Annotated in this window: 18 protein-coding genes, 1 tRNA gene and 1 pseudogene; 3 read left to right on the forward strand and 17 right to left on the reverse strand. The window is 65.2% G+C overall.

Translation table 11 applies throughout. The features are described from left to right. Window positions 1–3 precede the first annotated feature (3 nt). The 17 genes and pseudogenes from DL544_RS14620 to DL544_RS14700 form a co-directional block, all read right to left on the reverse strand. Complete coding sequence (locus DL544_RS14620) at window positions 4–1512, reverse strand: NADH-quinone oxidoreductase subunit M (RefSeq protein WP_005410452.1); 1509 nt, start codon at window positions 1510–1512, stop codon at window positions 4–6. Between the two features lie 23 nt (window positions 1513–1535). Continuing rightward, a complete protein-coding gene (gene nuoL, locus DL544_RS14625) occupies window positions 1536–3701 on the reverse strand; it encodes an NADH-quinone oxidoreductase subunit L (protein WP_065186671.1) in 2166 nt (721 codons plus the stop codon). Window positions 3702–3708: 7 nt separating this feature from the next. Then, window positions 3709–4014 (reverse strand): NADH-quinone oxidoreductase subunit NuoK, encoded by a 306-nt coding sequence (gene nuoK / locus DL544_RS14630; RefSeq protein WP_005417921.1) that lies wholly within the window; start codon window positions 4012–4014, stop codon window positions 3709–3711. After that, window positions 4011–4667, reverse strand: a complete 657-nt coding sequence (locus DL544_RS14635; protein ID WP_005417923.1) for an NADH-quinone oxidoreductase subunit J — start codon at window positions 4665–4667, stop codon at window positions 4011–4013. The genes nuoK and DL544_RS14635 overlap by 4 nt, the downstream gene beginning before the upstream one ends. A gap of 9 nt (window positions 4668–4676) precedes the next feature. Further along, the gene (gene nuoI / locus DL544_RS14640) at window positions 4677–5165 is read right to left on the reverse strand and encodes an NADH-quinone oxidoreductase subunit NuoI (RefSeq protein ID WP_005417924.1); all 489 of its coding nucleotides are present in this window, start codon (window positions 5163–5165) and stop codon (window positions 4677–4679) included. Window positions 5166–5168: 3 nt separating this feature from the next. Continuing rightward, a complete protein-coding gene (gene nuoH, locus DL544_RS14645; RefSeq protein WP_065186670.1) occupies window positions 5169–6263 on the reverse strand; it encodes an NADH-quinone oxidoreductase subunit NuoH in 1095 nt (364 codons plus the stop codon). Next, window positions 6260–8494 carry an NADH-quinone oxidoreductase subunit NuoG gene (gene nuoG, locus DL544_RS14650; RefSeq protein WP_139727417.1) on the reverse strand — a complete coding sequence of 745 codons (2235 nt, stop codon included), beginning with the start codon at window positions 8492–8494 and terminating at the stop codon, window positions 6260–6262. Before nuoG ends, nuoH begins: the two co-directional genes overlap by 4 nt. After that, window positions 8491–9831, reverse strand: a complete 1341-nt coding sequence (nuoF, locus tag DL544_RS14655) for an NADH-quinone oxidoreductase subunit NuoF (protein WP_005417934.1) — start codon at window positions 9829–9831, stop codon at window positions 8491–8493. Before nuoF ends, nuoG begins: the two co-directional genes overlap by 4 nt. 4 nt (window positions 9832–9835) lie before the next feature. Beyond that, window positions 9836–10363: an NADH-quinone oxidoreductase subunit NuoE gene (nuoE, locus tag DL544_RS14660; protein ID WP_005410460.1), complete on the reverse strand. Its 528-nt coding sequence runs from the start codon at window positions 10361–10363 to the stop codon at window positions 9836–9838. 97 nt (window positions 10364–10460) lie between these two features. Continuing rightward, complete coding sequence (locus DL544_RS14665; RefSeq protein ID WP_005417935.1) at window positions 10461–11768, reverse strand: NADH-quinone oxidoreductase subunit D; 1308 nt, start codon at window positions 11766–11768, stop codon at window positions 10461–10463. Next, window positions 11765–12514: an NADH-quinone oxidoreductase subunit C gene (locus DL544_RS14670; RefSeq protein ID WP_099551935.1), complete on the reverse strand. Its 750-nt coding sequence runs from the start codon at window positions 12512–12514 to the stop codon at window positions 11765–11767. Before DL544_RS14670 ends, DL544_RS14665 begins: the two co-directional genes overlap by 4 nt. Before the next feature lie 33 nt (window positions 12515–12547). Then, a complete protein-coding gene (locus DL544_RS14675) occupies window positions 12548–13102 on the reverse strand; it encodes a NuoB/complex I 20 kDa subunit family protein (protein WP_005417936.1) in 555 nt (184 codons plus the stop codon). After that, the gene (locus DL544_RS14680) at window positions 13093–13449 is read right to left on the reverse strand and encodes an NADH-quinone oxidoreductase subunit A (RefSeq protein ID WP_005417937.1); all 357 of its coding nucleotides are present in this window, start codon (window positions 13447–13449) and stop codon (window positions 13093–13095) included. Before DL544_RS14680 ends, DL544_RS14675 begins: the two co-directional genes overlap by 10 nt. Window positions 13450–13559: 110 nt before the next feature. Next, a tRNA-Leu gene (locus DL544_RS14685) sits at window positions 13560–13644 on the reverse strand. Window positions 13645–13695: 51 nt separating this feature from the next. Then, a complete protein-coding gene (gene secG, locus DL544_RS14690; protein ID WP_065179767.1) occupies window positions 13696–14133 on the reverse strand; it encodes a preprotein translocase subunit SecG in 438 nt (145 codons plus the stop codon). 31 nt (window positions 14134–14164) lie between these two features. Beyond that, on the reverse strand, window positions 14165–14920 hold the full coding sequence (gene tpiA, locus DL544_RS14695) for a triose-phosphate isomerase (protein WP_005417939.1): 756 nt from the start codon (window positions 14918–14920) through the stop codon (window positions 14165–14167). Window positions 14921–15766: 846 nt separating this feature from the next. Then, window positions 15767–16743: pseudogene (locus DL544_RS14700) on the reverse strand (isopenicillin N synthase family dioxygenase). Between the two features lie 150 nt (window positions 16744–16893). Between DL544_RS14700 and DL544_RS14705 the strand changes: the two are divergent. Genes DL544_RS14705 through DL544_RS14715 form a run of 3 tightly spaced genes read left to right on the forward strand, consistent with a single transcriptional unit; the run spans window position 16894 to window position 20787 of the window. Continuing rightward, a complete protein-coding gene (locus tag DL544_RS14705) occupies window positions 16894–18771 on the forward strand; it encodes a DUF3413 domain-containing protein (RefSeq protein WP_139727419.1) in 1878 nt (625 codons plus the stop codon). A 20-nt stretch (window positions 18772–18791) separates the two neighbouring features. Next, window positions 18792–19937 (forward strand): glycosyltransferase family 4 protein, encoded by a 1146-nt coding sequence (locus tag DL544_RS14710; RefSeq protein WP_134955819.1) that lies wholly within the window; start codon window positions 18792–18794, stop codon window positions 19935–19937. Next, on the forward strand, window positions 19930–20787 hold the full coding sequence (locus DL544_RS14715; protein WP_134955820.1) for a polysaccharide deacetylase family protein: 858 nt from the start codon (window positions 19930–19932) through the stop codon (window positions 20785–20787). The genes DL544_RS14710 and DL544_RS14715 overlap by 8 nt, the downstream gene beginning before the upstream one ends. The last annotated feature ends 67 nt before the right edge of the window (window positions 20788–20854 follow it).

A 20854-nucleotide genomic window follows, 5' to 3' on the forward strand; every position in this document is an offset into this window, starting at 1 on the left:
GAATTACAGCAGCTTGCTGGATGCGATCTGCATCGCCAGCTTCGCGATCGAGGGCTCCATCAGGTCGGTCAGCGGCTTGGGATAGATGCCCAGGGCCAGCACGCCGATGGCGAACACGCCCAGCACCAGCCATTCGCGGCCGTTGATGTCCTTCAGTTCGGCAACATGGCTGTTGGCCACTTCACCGAAGAAGATGCGCTTGTACAGCCACAGGGTGTAGGCGGCGCCGATGATCAGGGTGGTGGCCGCGCCCAGCGCGATCCACGGATTGCGCTGGAAGGCCGACAGGATGACCATGAACTCGCCAACGAAACCGCTGGTACCGGGCAGGCCCGCGTTGGCCATGAAGAACAGCATGGCGAAGGTGGCGAACCACGGCATCACGTTGACCACGCCGCCGTAATCGGCGATGCGGCGGCTGTGCATGCGGTCGTACAGCACGCCGACACAGGAGAACATCGCGCCGGAGACGAAGCCGTGCGAGATCATCTGCACCATGGCGCCCTGCAGGCCCAGGCGGGCGGCATCGGCGTTGCCGGCTTCACGGACCAGCCACAGGGCAATGAAGGTGCCCAGGGTGACGAAGCCCATGTGCGCGATCGACGAATAGGCGATCAGCTTCTTCATGTCGTCCTGCACCAGGGCGACCAGGCCAACGTAGATCACTGCGATCAACGACAGCGCAATCACCAGCCAGGCCCATTCCTGCGACGCGTCCGGGACGATCGGCAGGTTGAAGCGCAGGAAGCCATAGCCACCGATCTTCAGGGCGATGGCGGCCAGGATCACCGAACCGGCGGTCGGCGCTTCCACGTGGGCGTCCGGCAGCCAGGTATGGACCGGGAACATCGGCACCTTGACCGCGAAGGCGATCAGGAACGCGAAGAAGATCCAGGTCTGTTCCTTGGCCGACAGTGGCAGTGCATACAGGTCGGCCAGCTGGAAGCTGCCGCCCTTCATGTACAGGTAGATCAGTGCCACCAGCATCAGCACCGAGCCGAGGAAGGTGTACAGGAAGAACTTCAGCGCAGCGTAGATGCGACGCGGGCCGCCCCAGACACCGATGATCAGGAACATCGGGATCAGCATCGCCTCGAAGAACACGTAGAACAGCATCGCGTCCGTCGCCGCGAAGATACCGACCGTGACGCCTTCCAGGATCAGGAAGGCCGCCACGTACTGGTTCACGCGCTTGTCGATGGCGCTCCAGGCGCCGATCAGGGCAAGCACGCTGACCAGGGTGGTCAGCAGGATCAGCGCCACGGCAATGCCGTCCACGCCCAGGTTGTAGCCGATCTTGTACGCCGGGATCCAGGCATGGGTCTCGACGAACTGCAGACCGTCGATGCCCGCGTTGTAGCCGCTCAGCAGCGAGAGGCTCGCCACGAACGTCAGCACCGCTACGCCCAGCGACGCCCAGCGGGCGGTCTGCGCATCACGGATCGCAAGGATCAGGGCGCCACCGATGATCGGCAGCCAGATGAGGACACTGAGTAGAGGCCAGTTCGACACGTCTTCTTATTCCGTACAGGTCATCAACGCAGGTAATGCATCAGCACGCCCAGCAGGGCAATCAGGCCGATGATCATCGCGAAGGCGTAGTGATAGAGGAAACCGGATTGGGTACGACGCAGCACGCCGGCTGCAACGTCCACAACACGTGCCGAGAGATTGACCACGCCGTCGACGATGTTGCTGTCGATCCAGCGCGAGACCTTGCCCAGCTTGACGCTGCCACCGGCAAAGCCATCGATCCACAGCTTGTCGAAGCCGTACTTGTTTTCCAGCACCGACACCAGCGGAGCGAACGTCTTGCGCGCCTTGCCCGACAGGTCCGGCTTCCACAGGTAGAACAGTGCGGCCAGCAGGAAGCCCGCAACGGTCAGCATGAACGCCGGAGCCATCATGCCGTGCAGCGCGAAGGCGACCGGGCCGTGGAACTCCTCACCCAGGAAGCCGATGGTGTTCTTGGCCGGATCGTAGAAGTCGACGATTCCGGTGAAGAACGTATGCGCCTGGCCCTTGATGGCATCGTGGGCATGATGGCCGGCCCAGTCGGTGCCGTACAGCATCGGACCGATGCTGAAGAAACCGATGGCGATCGACGGGATGGCCAGCAGGATCAGCGGCAAGGTCACCACCCACGGGGTTTCGTGCGGCTCATGCGGACCGTGGCCATGGCCGTGGTCATCGTGATGCGCATCGCCGTGGTGGGCGTCGGCGGCGTGGTGAGCGTCATGGGCGTGACCATGATCGTCATGATGCACGTCGCGGAAACGCTCCTTGCCGTGGAAGGTCAGGAACAGCAGGCGGAAGCTGTAGAAGCTGGTGACGATCACGCCACCCAGCACTGCCCAGTAGCCGTAGGTGGCCACCCAGTTGTCGGACAGGTGCGCGTGCAGCTCGGCGGCCTCGATGATGGTGTCCTTCGAGTAGAAGCCGGAGAAGAACGGCGTACCCACCAGTGCCAGCGTACCGATCCACATGGTGATGAAGGTGATCGGCATGTACTTGCGCAGGCCACCCATCTTGCGCATGTCCTGCTCGTGGTGCATGGCAATGATGACCGAGCCGGCACCCAGGAACAGCAGCGCCTTGAAGAAGGCGTGGGTCATCAGGTGGAACACGGCTGCCGAGTAGGCCGACACGCCCAGTGCAACCGTCATGTAGCCCAGCTGCGACAGCGTGGAGTACGCGACGACGCGCTTGATGTCGTTCTGCACGATACCGATCAGGCCGGTGAAGAACGCGGTGGTGGCACCGATGAACAGCACGAAGTTCAGCGCGGTCTGCGACAGCTCGAACAGCGGCGACATGCGGGTGACCATGAAGATACCGGCGGTCACCATCGTCGCGGCGTGGATCAGTGCCGAGATCGGGGTCGGGCCTTCCATCGAGTCGGGCAGCCACACGTGCAGCGGGACCTGGGCCGACTTGCCCATGGCACCAATGAACAGGCAGATGCAGATGACGGTAGCGATCGACCAGATCACCGGCTCGTTGAGCAGCTGCATGCCCAGGATCGTGCCGTCCCAGATCTGCAGCTGGGCGCGCGGATCAGCCAGCATGCCGGCCTGCGAGAACACCTGCGAGTAGTCCAGGGTGCCGAACACCCACAGCACGCCGGCGATGCCGAGCAGGAAGCCGAAGTCACCGACGCGGTTGACCAGGAACGCCTTCATGTTGGCGAAGATCGCGGTCGGGCGCTTGAACCAGAAGCCGATCAGCAGGTACGACACCAGGCCCACCGCTTCCCAGCCGAAGAACAGTTGCAGGAAGTTGTTGCTCATCACCAGGGTGAGCATCGAGAAGGTGAACAGCGAGATGTAGCTGAAGAACCGCTGGTAGCCCGGATCGTCCTGCATGTAGCCGATCGTGTAGATGTGGACCAGCAGCGACACGAAGGTCACCACCACCATCATCATCGCGGTCAGCTTGTCGACCATGAAGCCGACGTGGGCCGAGTACTGGCCGACTTCGAAGAACGTGTAGATGTTCTGGTTGAACGGCTGTGCGCCGCCCCACAGCAGCTGGTAGAGCGTGTACATCGACAGGCCGCAGGCCACCGCGACGCCAAGGATGGTGATGGTCTGCGCGCCGAAGCGCTTGACCTGGCGACCGAACAGGCCGGCGATGATGCTGCCGAACAGCGGCGCAAGCACCACTGCGATCAACAGACTCTTGGAGAGAGTGATTTCCATCTGTGGATCAGCCCTTCAACGAATCGACTTCGCCGACATTGATCGTGCGGCGGGTACGGAACAGGGTCACCAGGATCGCCAGGCCGATGGCGGCTTCCGCGGCGGCGACGGTCAGGATGAAGAACACGAACAGCTGGCCGGACGGGTCGCCCAGCTGGCGCGAGAAGCCGACGAAGTTGATGTTCACCGACAGCAGCATCAGTTCGATCGACATCAGCAGGACGATGACGTTCTTCCGGTTGAGGAAGATGCCGGCCAGGCTGATGGCGAACAGCACCGCGCCAAGCGCAAGGATGTGGCCAAGGGTAATCACGGCTGGGTCTCCTCGCCGGTGGCCGGCTTGCTGTTGCTGTGCACGACCGGTGCTTCGGCACCCATCTTGACCATGCGCAGGCGCTGGCCGGCCTTGACCATGGTCTGCTCGCCCGGGTTCTGGCTCTTGACGCCGGTACGACGGCGCAGGGTCAGCATGACGGCGGCAACCACGGCCACGGTCAGGATGACGGCGGCGAACTCGAACGGCAGCAGGTACTCGGTGAACAGCGTGCGTGCCAGCCAGGTGATGTTGGAACTGTCGGCGGCGACCGCAGCGGCGTTGTCGGCCGGGAACGGCGTGACCGAGCGTGCCTTGACGCCGATCAGGATCAGCATCTGCGCCAGCATCGCCACCGCGACGATGAGGCCGACCGGCAGGTAGCGCACCCAGCCCTCACGCAGCTTGGTGGGGTCGATGTCCAGCATCATCACCACGAACAGGAACAGCACCATCACCGCGCCTACGTAGACCAGCACCAGGGCCACGCCGAGGAACTCGGCCCCCACCAGCAGCCACACGCAGGCAATGGAGAAGAAGGTCAGCACCAGGCAGAGCACGGCGTGAACCGGGTTGCGCACGCTGATCACCGCACCGGCCGAAACCGTTGCCGCGATGGCGAACACCCAGAAAGCGATATTTACCCAATCCATCTCTCGACCTCAGCGGTAAGCGGCATCGGCGGCACGACGCTCGGCGATCTCGGACTCGAGACGGTCGCCAAGGGCCAGCAGCTGCGGCTTGGTAACGATGTTTTCGCCACGGTTCTCGAAGTGGTACTCGAGGATGTGGGTTTCGACGATCGAGTCCACCGGGCAGCTTTCTTCGCAGAAGCCGCAGAAGATGCACTTGAACAGGTCGATGTCGTAGCGGGTGGTGCGGCGGGTGCCGTCCTCGCGCTTGGCCGAGTCGATGGTGATGGCCAGCGCCGGGCACACCGCTTCACACAGCTTGCAGGCAATGCAGCGCTCTTCGCCGTTGGGATAACGGCGCAGGGCGTGCAGGCCACGGAAGCGCGGCGACTGCGGGAACTTCTCCATCGGGTACATCATCGTGTACTTCGGCTTGAAGCTGTACTTCAGCGTCAGCCAGAGGCCGGCCAGCAGTTCGAGCAGCAGCAGGCTCTTGAAGTAATGGGTAATCCTGTTCATCACTTAGACGCCCTTTTGAATCACGCCGAAGAACACCATGACGGCGGTAACCGCGATCCACAGAATGGCCAGCGGGATGAAGACCTTCCAGCCCAGGCGCATGATCTGGTCATAGCGGAAGCGCGGGAAGCTGGCACGGAACCAGATGTAGGCACTGGCGAAGAAGAACACCTTGACGAACAACCACGGTGCACCGCCCTTCCAGATCCAGTCGACCAGCGGCGAGACATTGCCGAAGTCGACCCAGCCCTGGACCGGGCTCAGCCAGCCGCCGAGGAAGAAGATCGAGATCAGGAAGCTGATCAGGATCATGTTTGCGTATTCGGCCAGGAAGAACAGGGCGAAGGCGCCGCCGGAGTACTCGACCATGTGGCCGGCAACGATTTCCGACTCGCCTTCCACCACGTCGAACGGCGCACGGTTGGTTTCAGCCACGCCCGACACCCAGTAGATGACGAACAGCGGGAACAGCGGCAGCAGGAACCAGTCGAAGAAACCGGAGCTGCCGGCCTGCGCAGCGACGATGTTGCTCAGGTTCAGGCTGCCCGAGGCGATCATCACTCCGACCAGGGCGAAGCCCATGGCGATTTCGTAGCTGATCATCTGCGCCGAGGCGCGCATGGCGCCCAGGAACGCGTACTTCGAGTTGGACGCCCAACCGGCCAGGATGATGCCGTAGATGCCCAGCGAGGTCATCGCCAGCAGATACAGCAGGCCGGCGTTGGCGTTGGACAGCACGATCTGCGAATCGAAGGGCACCACCGACCAGGCCGCGAAGGCCGGCGCCAGGGTGATCAGCGGCGCCAGCAGGTAGATCGCCTTGTTGGCGCTGCTCGGCTGGACCACTTCCTTGAACAGCAGCTTGAAGACGTCGGCGAAGGCCTGGAAGATGCCCATGCCCACGTACATCGGGCCGTGGCGGACGTGCATCCAGCCGATCAGCTTGCGTTCCCAGACCACGTAGAAGGCCACCGAGATGATCACCGGAACGGCGATCACCAGGATCTTCAGGATGATCCAGATCAGCGCGCCGATGTCACCGAGGCCGAGCAGCCACTGGTGCAGCGGGTCGACCGCGTTCAACAGCAATTCGTTCATGCAGCCACCACCGATACGCGTGCGGCGCCCAGCGGCGCGGTCGCGCCGTGGCCCGATTCAATCCAGACCGAACCCGCAGCGACGCGGGCGTCGACCACCACCGGCAGGGTGGCCTTGCCGGCGTCGGTGCCGACCTTGGCCATCTGCCCTTCCTGCAGCTGCAGGCGAGCGGCATCTTCTGCGTTCAGCACGATGCGCGGGGCGTTGTTGAGCGGATGCGACTGCAGTGCCGGCGCGCGACGGACCACCGCATCGGTGCGGTAGATCGCGGCAGTCGAAGCCACTTCCAGGCCTTCACCGGCAACTGCCGGCTGCGCCGAAGCAGCGACGGTGACCGACACCGGGGCCAGGCTGGCACGCAGGCCGGCCAGGTCGGTGAAGTCGAAACCGGCCAGCGCCATGTCGCCGCCCAGTGCGCGCAGCACGCGCCAGCCTTCGCGGGCCTCGCCCGGCAGCTTGCCGCCGGCACGGGCCGACTGCTCGCGACCATCGAGGTTGGTCAGGGTGGCGTCGATTTCCGGCAGCGCACCGATCGGCAGGATCACGTCGGCAACGTCGCGGGTCGAGGCGCAGGCGAACTGGCTGAAGGCCACCACCTTCGCACCCGCCAGCGCCTTGCGGGCGGCCGGGGCGTCGGCGAAGTCCAGGCCCGGCTCAAGGCCGTACACCACGTAGGCCTGGCGCGGCTGCGCCAGCATCGCGGCGACGTCCTTGCCAGCCGGCAGCACGCCGGCGCGGGTCAGGCCAACGGCGTTGGCGCCCTGCGGGATGCGGCACAGCTTGGCACCGGTAGCGGCAGCGAAGTCACGCGCGGCAGCGCGGATCGCGGCAGCCTGCGGGTGGTTCTCGGCGATGCCACCAACGATCAGCACGGTGTTGTTGCCGCCCTGCACTGCCGAACGCAGTTCGGCGTTGGCCAGCGCATCGACGAACTTCGACGGGGCAACGATCTGCTTGCCGGCGACACTGAAGGCGAAGTCGAAGTCCACCGGATTGACCACGTGGATCTTCGCGCCCTTGGTGGTCTGCGCCTTGCGCAGGCGAGCGTGCAGCAGCGGCAGTTCGTGGCGGATGTTGCTGCCCAGGACCACGATGCGGTCGGCGCCCTCGATCTCGGCCAGCGGCAGGCCGAACACTTCGGCGGTTGCGGCGTCGGAGAAATCGCGGTTGTTGATGCGGTGGTCGATGTTGCCCGAGCCCAGGCCCTTGGCCAGGCGGGCCAGCAGTGCACCTTCCTCGTTCGAGGTCGACGGGTGCACCAGCACGCCCAGGTTGTCGCCCTGGTTGGCCTTGAGGATTTCGGCGGCCGCGGCCAGGCCTTCGGCCCAGCTCACTTCCTTCCACTCGCCGTTGACCTTGCGCAGCGGCTTGACCGCACGGTCTTCACTGTACAGGCCCTGGTGCGAGTAGCGGTCACGGTCGGACAGCCAGCACTCGTTCACGGCTTCGTTGTCGCGCGGCACGGTGCGCAGCACTTCGCCGCGACGCACGTGCAGGAACAGGTTCGAACCCATCGCGTCGTGATAGCCCAGCGACTCGCGCGCGGTCAGTTCCCACGGGCGGGCGCGGAACTGGAACACCTTGTTGGTCAGCGCGCCGACCGGGCAGACGTCGACGACGTTGCCGGACAGTTCGGTGGTCAGCGGCTTGCCGTCGAAGGTACCGATCTGCAGGTTCTCACCGCGGTACATGCCACCCAGTTCGTAGGTACCGGCAACGTCGGCGGTGAAGCGGACGCAGCGGGTGCACTGGATGCAGCGGGTCATCTCGGTGGCAACCAGCGGACCCATGTCCTCGTCAGGCACCACACGCTTGCGCTCGTTGAAGCGGCTGACCGAACGGCCATAGCCCAGCGACACGTCCTGCAGCTCGCACTCGCCGCCCTGATCACAGATCGGGCAGTCCAGCGGGTGGTTGATGAGCAGGAACTCCATCACCGAGCGCTGGAACTTCAGCGCCTTCTCGCTGCGGGTGGCGACCTTCATGCCGTCCATCACCGGGGTGGCACAGGCCGGCGCCGGCTTCGGCGACTTCTCCACGTCCACCAGGCACATGCGGCAGTTGGCGGCGATCGGCAGCTTCTCGTGATAGCAGAAGCGCGGAATCGGAATGCCGGCCTTGTCGGCCGCCTGGATAATCATCGAGCCCTTGGGCACGACCAGCGACTTGCCATCGATCTCGATGGTGACGTGATCGGGTGGGACGCTCGGATTTACGGGTTGCGCGCTCATGCAGCGGCTGCCTCCACCTTCTTGCCGTCAACCATCGAATGACCGTTGACGATGTAGTACTCGAACTCGTCCCAGAACTGGCGCAGGAAGCCCTGGATGGGCCATGCAGCCGCTTCGCCGAACGCACAGATGGTGTGGCCTTCGATCTGCCCGGCCACTGCCTTCAGCTGGTGCAGGTCTTCCATCGTGGCCTTGCCGGCGACGATGCGCTCCAGCACGCGGTGCATCCAGCCGGTGCCTTCACGGCACGGGGTGCACTGGCCGCAGGATTCCTTGTGGAAGAACTGGCTGATGCGGCAGGCGAACTTGACGCAGCAGACGCTGTCGTCGAGCACGACGATCGCACCCGAGCCCAGGCCGGAGCCCAGCGCACGGATGGTGTCGTAGTCCATCGGCAGGCCCTTCAGCTCGGCCGCGGTCAGCACCGGCATCGACACGCCGCCCGGGATCGCGCCCTTGAGCTTGCGGCCCGGACGCAGGCCACCGGCCATTTCCAGCAGGTCGTCGAAGGTGGTGCCCAGCGGTACTTCGAAGTTGCCGCCGTTCTGCACGCAGCCGGACACCGAGAAGCACTTCGGGCCGCCGTTGGCGGTCAGGCTCAGGCCCTTGAACCACTCCGGGCCGTTGCGGATGATCGCCGGTACCGAACCATAGGTTTCGGTGTTGTTGATCGTCGACGGCTTGCCGTACAGGCCGAAGTTGGCCGGGAACGGCGGCTTGTAGCGCGGCTGGCCCTTCTTGCCTTCCAGCGATTCCATCAGCGCGGTTTCTTCGCCGCAGATGTACGCGCCGGCGCCCAGCGCGCCGTAGATGTCGATGTCCACGCCGCTGCCGAGGATGTTCTTGCCCAGCCAGCCGTTCGCATAGGCGTCGGCCAGGGCCTGCTCGAAGTGCTCGAACGGCTCGTGGTGGAATTCACCGCGCAGGTAGTTGTAGCCCACGGTCGAACCGGTGGCGTAGCAGGCGATCGCCATGCCTTCCACGACCGAATGCGGGTTGTAGCGCAGGATGTCGCGATCCTTGCAGGTGCCCGGCTCGGATTCGTCCGAGTTGCAGAGGATGTACTTCTGCATGTTGCCCTTGGGCATGAACGACCACTTCAGGCCGGTCGGGAAGCCTGCGCCACCGCGGCCGCGCAGGCCCGAGGCCTTGACCATCTCGATGACCTGCTCCGGCGGGATCTTTTCTTCGAGGATCTTGCGCAGGGCAGCGTAGCCACCGGTCTTCAGGTAGCTTTCGTACGACCACGGGGTGTCGTAATGCAGGGTGGTATAGACCACCTGGTGCGGCAGCGGCGCGGGGCCGACCGGACCCTTGGATTCGTGGTGATGTGCCATGCCCTTACTCCAGCCCGTCCAGCAGCTCGTCGACCTTTTCCAGGGTCAGACGCTCATGGTAGTGACCGTTGATGACCATCATCGGCGCGCCACCGCAGCCGGCCAGGCACTCTTCCTCGCGCTTGAGATAGACGCGGCCGTCAGGGGTCGATTCACCGTGCTTGATGCCCAGCTTCTTCTCGCAATGGCGCACGATGTCCTCGGCGCCATTGAGCCAGCAGCTGATGTTGGTGCAGATGGCCACGTTGTTGCGGCCCACCTTCTCGGTCTCGAACATCGAGTAGAAGCTGGCGACCTCGTAGGCCCACACCGGCGGCAGGTCCAGGTACTTGGCCACGCCGGCGATCAGTTCGTCGGTCAGCCAGCCCTGGTTCTGCTCCTGGGCCGCATGCAGGCCCTGCAGCACGGCAGAGCGCTTGCGGTCCGGCGGGAACTTGGACAGCCAGTGATCGATGTGAGCGCGGGTCTTGTCGCTCAGCACCACCATCGGGTCGACGTCGCGCGCCGCCTCGAAATTACCTGTCGCCTTCATCGGCCGACCTCAGCGAAATGCATAACGTGAAATTCCAGAAACTGCGGCGCCGGCTTGCGCCGGCTGCCTGCAGCGGGCGTTGGCGTGGCGGACGGCATTACCGGTCAACCTCGCCGAACACCAGGTCGTAGGTGCCGATCATCGCCACCACGTCAGCCAGCATGTGGCCGCGCACGACCGAATCGATCGAGGACAGGTGGGCGAAGCCCGGCGCACGCAGGTGCACGCGGAACGGCTTGTTGGCGCCATCGGAGACCAGGTAGCAGCCGAATTCACCCTTCGGGGCTTCCACCGCCGAGTAGGTCTCGCCGGCCGGCACGCAGTAGCCTTCGCTGAACAGCTTGAAGTGGTGGATCAACGCTTCCATGTCGTCCTTCATGTCCTCGCGCCTGGGCGGAGCGACCTTGAAGTTCTTCACCATCACCGGGCCCGGGTTGGCCTTCAGCCACGCCACGCACTGCTTGATGATGCGGTTGGATTCGCGCATTTCGGCAACGCGGACCAGATAGCGGTCGTAGCAGTCGCCTTCCTTGCCCAGCGGGATGTCGAAATCGACGGCATCGTACTTGGCGTACGGACGCTTCTTGCGCAGGTCCCAGGCAATGCCCGAACCGCGCAGCATCACGCCGGTCATGCCCCACTGGTGGGCCAGTTCGGGAGTGACCACGCCAATGCCGACGGTACGCTGCTTCCAGATACGGTTGTCGGTCAGCAGGGTTTCGTATTCGTCGATGCGCTTGGGGAACTCGACGGTGAAGTTCTCCAGGAAGTCCAGCAGCGAGCCTTCGCGCGAAGCATTGAGCTGCTTCAGCGCCTTGCCCTTGTGCCAGCGCGATTCCTTGTACTTCGGCATGTGGTCCGGCAGGTCGCGGTAGACACCGCCCGGACGGTAGTACGCCGCGTGCATGCGCGCGCCGGAAACCGCTTCGTAGCAGTCCATCAGCTCTTCGCGTTCGCGGAAGGCGTACAGCATCACCGCCATCGCGCCCAGGTCGAGCGCGTTGGAGCCCAGCCACATCAGGTGGTTGAGGATGCGGGTGATTTCATCGTACATGGTGCGGATGTACTGGGCACGCTCCGGCGCCTCGATACCCATCAGGGTCTCGATCGCGCGCACGTACGCGTGCTCGTTGCACATCATCGACACGTAATCCAGGCGATCCATGTAGCCGATCGACTGGTTGAACGGCTTGGACTCGGCCAGCTTCTCGGTACCACGGTGCAGCAGACCCACGTGCGGATCGGCGCGCATGATGGTTTCACCGTCCATTTCCAGGATCAGGCGCAGCACACCGTGAGCGGCCGGATGCTGCGGGCCGAAGTTCATGGTGTAGTTGCGGATTTCCTGCCGGCTCTCGGCGGCGTTGCTGGCGAATGCTTCGCCGGCCTGGTGTACGTGGCTCACTTCACTGCCTCCTGCGCGCGCTCACCTTCTGCGGTCTGCAGACGGGCGTCGTCGCGGATCACGCGCGGCACGCCGACGCGCGGCTCCACCGAGGTGACCGGTTCGTAGATCACGCGCTTCTTTTCTTCGTCGTAGCGGACTTCGACATTGCCGATCAGCGGGAAGTCCTTGCGGAACGGATGGCCGACGAAACCGTAGTCGGTCAGGATCCGGCGCAGGTCCGGGTGGCCTTCGAAGATCACGCCGTACAGGTCGAACGCCTCGCGCTCGAACCAGTTCAGGCCCGGCCAGATGCCGGTCAGCGAGGACACCACCGGCAGTGCTTCGTCAGGGGCGAAGCAGCGCAGGTGCATCATCAGGTTGTGCCGGTAGGAACGCAGCTGCGCGACCACCGCAAAGCGCTGGGTCGGCATGTGCTGCGGGCGGGCACCGTCGGCACCGTTTTCCTCGGTGGGGAACTCGCCCCACGCGAAGCGGCCCTGGGCCTTGCCTTCGACGCCTCGGCTGAAACCCTGCGAGGACACGTCAGCGGTGTCCCATTCGTCGGAGCCATAACCGAGGTAGTCGACGCCGCACAGATCCACGGCCTGCTCGAAACCAAACTCGTCACGCAGCGCCAGGGCGGTGGCGTGCCACTCGGCGGCAGGCACTTCCAGCGTCACTTCGCCGCGGGGTTCGACCACGATGACCTTCGCACCAGCGAAACGTGCGGAGAGTCGGTCGATGAAGGATGCTTGCTCTGCCATGGGGGCTTGGCGCGCTCTAGTCAGGTGAAGGGGTCAGCGGGCGATGGTCTGTGTACGCCAGATCTTCTTCTGCAGCTGCAGGATCCCGTACACCAGCGCCTCGGCGGTCGGCGGGCAGCCCGGGACGTAGACGTCCACCGGCACCACGCGATCACAGCCGCGCACCACAGAATAGGAGTAGTGGTAGTAGCCGCCACCGTTGGCGCAGCTACCCATCGAGATGACCCACTTCGGGTCCGGCATCTGGTCGTAGACCTTGCGCAGCGCCGGGGCCATCTTGTTGACCAGGGTGCCGGCCACGATCATCACGTCGGACTGACGCGGCGACGGGCGGAACACCACGCCGTAGCGGTCCAGGTCCAGGCGCGCGGCGCCGGCATGCATCATCTCGACCGCGCAGCAGGCCAGGCCGAAGGTCATCGGCCACATCGAGCCGGTGCGCGCCCAGTTCAGCAGTGCGTCGACGCTGGTGGTGACGAAGCCCTTTTCCAGCAGCGGGTTGTCGCCTTCCGGCCGCAGGATGTCATCAACCCGGCCTTCCGGCGACGGGTTGTTCATGAGGCCATCGAGAGTCTGAATCACTCCCATTCCAGCGCTCCCTTCTTCCAGACGTAAATGAAACCGAGGAACAGCATGCCGACGAACAGGCCCATGGTGACCAGCGAACGGGCGCCCAGTTCCATGAAGACCTGGGTCCACGGCACGATGAAGATGATTTCCAGGTCGAAGACGATGAACTGGATCGCGATCAGGTAGTAGCGCACGTCGAACTTCATGCGCGCGTCTTCGAAGGCTTCGAAGCCGCACTCATACGGCGACAGCTTTTCCAGATCGGGGCGGCGGGGACCGAGGAATCGACCAACCAGCATCAGCGTAACGCCGATACCGGTGGCAACGATCAGAAACAGCAGAGACGGCAAATATTCGGCCAGCACAGCGATTCTCTCTTGCCTCTGCCGCCGCGCCTGCAGGCGCTTTGGCATGGGGAGTGGACGGGAACCTGCCTGGCGCCTTGCGCGCCAGACGAACCCGCTTTACTTACAAATGGTGCCCAAGAGGGGACTCGAACCCCTACGACTTGCGTCGCTACCACCTCAAGGTAGTGCGTCTACCAATTCCGCCACCTGGGCAAACGATCACATCAGACTATCTTTCCGATGCGCCGCGTATTGTAACCGGCTTCAGTCTTTCTGGGAGCCTTCTGAAGGCTTTTCTTCACCAGAAACCGAAGATTCCGCCTGAGCCGGCACATTCGCGGCCGGAACCTGGGCTGCCGGGACCGCATCGGCCTTCGGGACGGCCGGCAGCTCGCCCGCCGGAGCCGCCGGAGCAGCCGCTGCCGGGGCGGACATCAGACCCAGATCCTGGTCGGCTGCCGGACGGGTGCCGTGACCGGCATACCAGGCCATGAAGAGGCTGATGCCAAAGAACACGACAGCCAGCCACTTGGTCGACTTGGACAGGAAGTTCGAGGCGCCACGCGCACCGAACACCGTACCCGAGGCACCAGCACCAAAGCCCGAACCTGCCGCCGCACCCGAGCCACGCTGCATCAGGATCAGCGCGATCATGGCCACAGCGACCAGCACGTAGACGACATTGAGGATCAACATCAGCATTGGAAACCGCCCTCGGACAATACTTCTAGGATTAGTTCGCGGCCGCCGCCCGTGCGATGGCCAGGAAGTCCGCGGCCACCAGGGAGGCGCCGCCGACCAGCCCACCATCGACATCCGGCTGCGCGAACAGTTCCCCGGCATTGTCGGGCTTCACGCTACCGCCGTAAACAATGGGCAGTGAATCGGCGATTCTAGCATCGATACGCGCGACTTCGCCACGGATGAACGCGTGCACCTGCTGCGCCTGCTCCTTGCTGGCGGTACGGCCGGTGCCGATGGCCCAGACCGGCTCGTAGGCGACCACGGCGTTGGCGAAACCGGCCGCACCGACCAGTTCCAGTACCGGCGCCAGCTGGCTGGCGATGACCGTTTCGGTCTGCCCGGCCTCTCGCTGTTCCAGGGTCTCGCCCACGCACAGCACCGGGACCAGGCCGGCATGCTGGGCAGCGGCGAACTTGCGCGCGACCAGCTCGCTGCTTTCATGGTGGTACTGGCGGCGCTCGGAATGGCCGACCAGGCCATAGCGGGCCCCGACCTCGACCAGCATGGCCGCGCAGACTTCGCCGGTGTAGGCGCCCTTCTCGTTGCTGCTCACGTCCTGTGCGCCAAAGGCCAGGCCGGTCGCGCCGAAGTCCTCGACCAGCTCGCCCAGGTACGGCAGCGGGGGCAGGATCACCACGTCCACGCCCTCCAGCGGCAGCCCGGCGGCCACCTGCCCCAGCAGTTCATTGGCGAATTGACGGCTGCCATGCAGCTTCCAGTTTCCGGCGACGATCTTGCGGCGCATGAGCGGGTGGCTCCTGTGTGAAGTCAGCCGGTCATGATACCCGTTGCGGCAAAAATCCGTTTCCTTGTAAGCGGTTACATGGATTTTCAGCCAACGGCGCAGCCCCTCGTGGCGGAGGGGGGGGCGGGGTTTGGGTGGTCGCGGAGAGCCCGGCTAGATCTGGGGCTTGGCCGGGCGGGTAGGACTGCGCAGGGGGCGCTGCAAGTACGTCCATGTAAGCTCGATCGCCGCATCCATGCGGCTCACGCCCCTGCGCAGCCCCACCCGCCCGGCCTCTGACACAGTCCGGCGGTTCCGCCCGCCACGGAAAGAAAAAAGAAGAGCAAGAGCAAAAGCGGCATTCCGGGTGCCCTGCCCCACTTCGATCTGACAGATCTCATCCACGCATGGCGTGGATCTACCGTGTCGACCAAGGTCGACACCTACCGAGAATCGGGATTTACCCACCGTCACCGGGAAACTGTCGGGGTGGGGCGGTGTGGGTTGGCAGGACCGTTGGCGCCATGGGCCCGAGGCATGCCTCGGGCGGGTTGGGCAGGACGCCCAACCCCGGTCTTGCCGTGTGCGCAGGACAGCGCACACGAGCAAGGCGCCATCGAGCCCCCAGGGGTGAGGGCGCTTTGCTTGCGAAGCACTGCTTCGCAAGCGCCCGAACGCACAGCCGCCAGCGGCTGGGCCGGTCTGGGGGTTCACGGCGTGTCCTGCCAACCCACGCCGCCCCGCTCAACCGGCACGAATCCAGAGCCGCCTTGGCTTTGGGCTTGCCGGCCAGCGGCCGGCACTACCGCGGGCGCAGGGTGCGACCCTGCAAAAAACAAGGCCGCCTTTCGGCGGCCTCACTTTTCTTTACTTCAGCTTGATCTCGCGCAGGCGTTCCTCGAGGAAGCCGTGGGCGGTGATCGGCTCCGGGTACCGGCTCGGGTTCTCCGGGGTGATGCACGAGGGCAGCACGTCGATCAGGAAGTCCGGGTTCGGGTGCAGGAAGAACGGCACCGAGTAGCGCGGCTGGCGCGCCAGCTCGCCCGGAGGATTGACCACGCGGTGGATGGTCGACGGATAAACATGGTTGGTCAGGCGCTGCAGCATGTCGCCGATGTTGACCACGATCGTGTCCGCGTCCGAGGTGAACGGCACCCACTCGCCGTCGTGCGACTGCACTTCCAGGCCCGCGGCACTGGCACCCACCAGCAGGGTGATGAAGTTGATGTCGCCATGAGCACCGGCACGAACGTTCGGGATGTCGTCGGTGGTGATCGGCGGGTAGTGGATCGGGCGCAGGATCGAATTGCCGAAGTTGGTCTTGTCGGCGAAGAAATTCTCCGGCAGGCCGATGTGCAGGGCGAGCGCCGACAGCACGCGCGACCCCAGGTTATCCAGCGCCTGGTACAGGCCGTACCCCGCTCGCGGAAGCCCTCGACTTCGGTCGGCCACAGGTTCGGCGCCATCACGTCACGGTACTTGGAGTCGTCGGCGATCTCGCGGCCGATGTGCCAGAACTCCTTCAGGTCGAAGTGCTTGGAGCCCTTGGCGGTCTCCACGCCGAAGGGGGTATAGCCACGGGCGCCGCCGCTGCCAGGCACGTGGTACTTGCGCTTGACCTCTTCCGGCAGGGCGAAGAAGGCCTTGAAGGCATCGTAGGCCGCGTCGATGTCGGCCTGCGGGATGCCGTGGTTGCGGATGCCCGCGAATCCCCATTGGCGATAGGCCGCGCCCAGCTCGGCCACGAAGGCCTCGCGGTCGCTGTCGAAACGGGTGATGTCGAGGGTGGGGATCTGGCTCACAGCGGTTCCTGGCTTGTCATTGGGTCTGGGGGGCCAGCGCATTCATGGCCCGCCTGAACATTGTGACAGATCGCCCGGGGGACGCCACTCGATACGAAGAAACAAACCGATACAATGCGCGACCCGCGCGCGGATTAACACTTCCGTCACGTTGGGCCCGCCCCTTTGCCCGCTCCCTGAATCCGCCCCGCCATGTCCGCAGCCGCCCCTGCCGCCCCCGCCCTTGAAGGTTCCACCCGGCGTTGGCGCCGGCTGGCCTGGTGGTCGCTGTTCGTCGCCGGCAATGCGGCCCTGGCTGCGGCGATCGCACTGGGCAACGTGCCGCTGCGGGACAATCCAGGCGGCAGCGCGGGCCTGGCCTACCTCGCCATCGCCCTGCCCGGCCACCTGCTCGCGTTCGGTGCGCTGGCCGGCCTGCTGCCATTGCTGCTGGGGCTGTGGCCACGCACTGCCCGTACGCTGAGCATCAGCGCCGTTCTCCTGCAGGGCCTGTGGCTGTGCCTGCTGCTGGTCGACGCCAAGGTGTTCACCCTGTACCGCTTCCACCTCAACGCCATGGTCGTGAACATGGTGTTCGGCGGCGCCCTGCAGGACCAGGTCGCCCTGTCCTGGAAGACCTGGCTGCAGGTCGCGCTGCTGGTCGCCGCGGTCTTCGCCGCCGAAGGCCTGCTGGCCTGGGCGTGCTGGAAGCTGTTGCCGGCAGCGCCGCGCCGGCGACGGGTGCTGCAGGCGTGGGCAGCGGTCGCGCTTCTGATGGCCGGCGGCCAGGTCGCCACCGCCTACTACGACGCCCGTGGCGACCGCGATGTGATCGCGCAGTGGAACTACCTGCCGTGGGCGCAACCGATCACCGCCAAGAGCTTCATGCGGCGCCTGGGCGTGGTCAGCCAGCAGCAGGCCGGCCTGCCCGACCCGCGCCATGCGCAGCTGCAGTACCCACTGCACCCGCTGCGCTGCCAGAACCCGCATCGCCCCAATGTGCTGATGGTGGTGCTGGAATCGCTGCGCCAGGACGTGCTGACACCGCAGCTGATGCCCAACACGTCGGCGCTGGCGCAGGACGCGCGCGTGTTCGACCAGCACTTCAGCACCGGCAATGCCACCCGCTACGGCCTGTTCGGGCTGCTGTACGGCCTGCCCGGTGGCTACTGGCCAAGCATGCTCGACGAGCAGCGCGGCTCGCAACTGTTCCAGGTGCTGGGCCAGCAGGGCTACGACCTGCACCTGTACGGCAGTGCGCCGTTGTACAGCCCGGAGTTCGATCGCACGGCTTTCGCCGATGTGCGCGACCAGCTGCACCAGGGCCCATCGGCACTGAAGTCCGACGGCCGCGACCGCGCGATCATCAGTGCACTGCAGCAGGACATCCGCGTCAGCCAGGCGGCGCAGCGCCCGTGGTTCGGCTTCGTGTTCCTCGACTCCACCCACGCGCCCTACCACATGCCCGATGGTTACCCGCCCGTGGCGACGCCGATGGCTGCGGACATCGACTTCCTCAAATTCGGCCCGGAGCATGACCCGACGCCGGAACTCAACCGCTACCGCACCGCCGTGCACTACGCAGACAGCCTGATCGGCTCGCTGCTGGACGACCTTCGCGCACAGGGCCTGGCCGAGGACACCATCGTGCTGGTCACCGGCGACCATGCCGAAGAGTTCAACGACCTCAAGCTGAACTATTGGGGCCACAACGGCAACTTCTCCGACTACCAGCTGCAGGTCCCGTTCGTGCTGCATTGGCCAGGCAGAGCCGCTGGCCGCGACGCCCGCACCAGCTCGCACGAAGACTGGGTACCTACACTGATGCGCCACGCGCTGGGTTGCGAGAACGCACTGACCGATTACAGCACCGGCCAGGACCTACTGGCCGAACCGCAGGGCCCGCGTGCGCTGGTGGTCGAAAGCTGGTCGCAGCGCGCGGTGCGCCATGGCGATGCCATCTACGTGTTCGACAAGTTCGGCAACGCCACCGCTCTGGACCTGCGCTACCGGCCGCTGTCACAGCAGGCGCCCGACGCGGCCGCCGTACGCACTGCATGGGAAGCGCTGACCCGCTTCCGCAACCGCTGACCCTCAAGGATCGATCCTGCATGAACCGTCCGCTGCGCATCCTGCACACCGAAGCCGCCAAGGGAATGGGCGGACAGGAGATCTACATCTTCCGCCACATGCAGGTGATGCGCGCGCGTGGCCATGAGGTGGCGCTGCTGTGCCAGCCCGAAGCGCGACTGGCCAAGCTGGCACGCGACGACGGTTTCACCGTGCACACCCTGCGCATGGGCGGCCTGCTGCGCCTGCTGCGCGGCATCTGGTCGGTCTCGCGCCTGGTGCGCCGCGAACGCTATGACGTGGTCAACACCACCAGCCGCCGTGACGCGCTGATCGCCGCCGCCGGCGCACGCCTGGGCGGCACGCCGCTGGTGGTGCGCTCGCGCCACCTGATGAGCCCGGTCAACTCGCTGCTGACCTATACCGGCCTGCCGCACCGGGTGCTGACCGTCAGCAGCTTCGTCAAGCAGTTGCTGGCCGAGCGCGGCATTCCGGCCGAACACATCGGTATCGTGCCGCCCATCGCGGTCCCGCCGCGCTGGAGCGAGATCCGCAAGGACGACCCCTGGCAATGCCTGCAGGAGGTACGCGCGGAAGTGCGCGCCGAGCTCGGCTTCGGCGAACAGGACATCGTGGTCGGTTGCGTGGCGGTGCTGCGCGAACCCAAGGGCCACGCCGACCTGCTGCAGGCGATGGTGCCGCTGTGCAAGACGCACCCGAACCTGCACCTGGTGGTGGTCGGCGATGGCCAGCCGGTCATGGATCGACTGCAGGCGCTGCGCGACGAGCACGGGCTGCAGCAGCAGGTCCACCTGCTCGGCTATCGTGACGGCGCGTGCCGGCTGATGGCCGGCTTCGACATCTTCGCGCTGGCTTCGCACAAGGAAGCGGCCGGTACCGTCTTCCTGGAGGCCGCCTATGTCGGGGTGCCGATCGTGGCCACGCGCGTGGGTGGCGTGCCGGAAATGGTGGTCGATGGCAGCAATGCGATCCTCACCCGGCTGGGCGACAATGCAGCCCTGACAGGCGCCCTGCGCTTGCTGGTGGACGATCCGGAACGGCGGCGGCAGATGGGCCGCGCGGGCTGGGACTGGATGCGCAGCGCGCACCGGTTCACTCCCGACGGCCACGGTGAGACCACCGAATACTATTACCGCCAGTGGCTGAAGGAGCTGGGACATGGCTGATGCCCGAACCGTACCGGTGCTGATGCACCACCACGTCAGTCCGTCGCCGGGCATGATCACCGTGTCACCGGAGAATTTCGAAAGCCAGATCGCCTGGTTGGCCGGCAACGGCTGGACCTCGCTGACACTGGACCAGTACGCCGGTTTCCTGGCCGGCAAGCCGGTGCCGCGCAAGTCGATCGTGATCACCTTCGACGATGGCTACCTGGACAACTGGGTGTATGCGCACCCGATCCTGCAGAAGTACGGCATGCACGCAGTGGTGTTCGTGGTCACCGGCTGGATGGGCGAAGGCCCGGAGCGGCCCCATGCGGGGCTTGCCGGGGCAGTGCTGCCTGCCACGCCGGACCACCGCGGCTGCGAAGCGGCGATCTACCAGCAGAACCGCAGCGACGACGTGATGATGCGCTGGAGCGAAGCGCGCGCGGCCATCGCCGCCGGCACCTTCGAAGTGCATTGCCACACCCATACCCACACCCGCTGGCTGCGCCGCGACGACCTGGACCGCGCACAGCGCCGTGCGGGCCTGAGCCACGATCTGGCAGTCTCGCGCGAAGTCCTGCGGGACAAGCTCGGCGAGGTGTCCGATACGCTGTGCTGGCCTTACGGCGATTTCGACCAGGACCACATCGAGGTGGCGCGCGAGCACGGCTTCCGCTACCTGCACACCACCCACCCGTTCGGCCGCAACGTGGTCGGCGGCGATCCGGAGCGCATCTATCGTTTCGCGATCCGCAACCGCCCGGCCAGCTGGCTGCGAAAACGCATCGCACAGAGCTACAACCCGCTGATCGCACCGCTGTTCAATGGCTTCAAGGCACGCCAGAAGAAGATGGTGCCGGGGCCGTAGGCAGCCCAACGCCTTGCCCCTTCAACGAAAACGCCCCGGCATTCCGGGGCGTTTTCGTCGGGCTGAT

Source organism: Stenotrophomonas sp. pho, assembly GCF_006228405.1.
In the GTDB taxonomy this organism is placed as follows: Bacteria; Pseudomonadota; Gammaproteobacteria; order Xanthomonadales; family Xanthomonadaceae; genus Stenotrophomonas; species Stenotrophomonas sepilia.

Bases quoted from the DNA above. Each gene is read 5' to 3' on its own strand.
- DL544_RS14705 (WP_139727419.1), top strand. From the start codon at position 16,894: ATGTCCGCAGCCGCCCCTGCCGCCCCCGCCCTTGAAGGTTCCACCCGG.
- DL544_RS14635 (WP_005417923.1), bottom strand. From the start codon at position 4,667: ATGGATTGGGTAAATATCGCTTTCTGGGTGTTCGCCATCGCGGCAACG.
- nuoF (WP_005417934.1), bottom strand. From the start codon at position 9,831: ATGGCACATCACCACGAATCCAAGGGTCCGGTCGGCCCCGCGCCGCTG.
- secG (WP_065179767.1), bottom strand. From the start codon at position 14,133: ATGCTGATGTTGATCCTCAATGTCGTCTACGTGCTGGTCGCTGTGGCC.
- DL544_RS14670 (WP_099551935.1), bottom strand. From the start codon at position 12,514: ATGGCAGAGCAAGCATCCTTCATCGACCGACTCTCCGCACGTTTCGCT.
- DL544_RS14715 (WP_134955820.1), top strand. From the start codon at position 19,930: ATGGCTGATGCCCGAACCGTACCGGTGCTGATGCACCACCACGTCAGT.
- nuoL (WP_065186671.1), bottom strand. From the start codon at position 3,701: ATGGAAATCACTCTCTCCAAGAGTCTGTTGATCGCAGTGGTGCTTGCG.
- nuoI (WP_005417924.1), bottom strand. From the start codon at position 5,165: ATGAACAGGATTACCCATTACTTCAAGAGCCTGCTGCTGCTCGAACTG.
- nuoE (WP_005410460.1), bottom strand. From the start codon at position 10,363: ATGAAGGCGACAGGTAATTTCGAGGCGGCGCGCGACGTCGACCCGATG.
- nuoH (WP_065186670.1), bottom strand. From the start codon at position 6,263: ATGAACGAATTGCTGTTGAACGCGGTCGACCCGCTGCACCAGTGGCTG.
- nuoG (WP_139727417.1), bottom strand. From the start codon at position 8,494: ATGAGCGCGCAACCCGTAAATCCGAGCGTCCCACCCGATCACGTCACC.
- DL544_RS14675 (WP_005417936.1), bottom strand. From the start codon at position 13,102: ATGGGAGTGATTCAGACTCTCGATGGCCTCATGAACAACCCGTCGCCG.
- tpiA (WP_005417939.1), bottom strand. From the start codon at position 14,920: ATGCGCCGCAAGATCGTCGCCGGAAACTGGAAGCTGCATGGCAGCCGT.
- DL544_RS14710 (WP_134955819.1), top strand. From the start codon at position 18,792: ATGAACCGTCCGCTGCGCATCCTGCACACCGAAGCCGCCAAGGGAATG.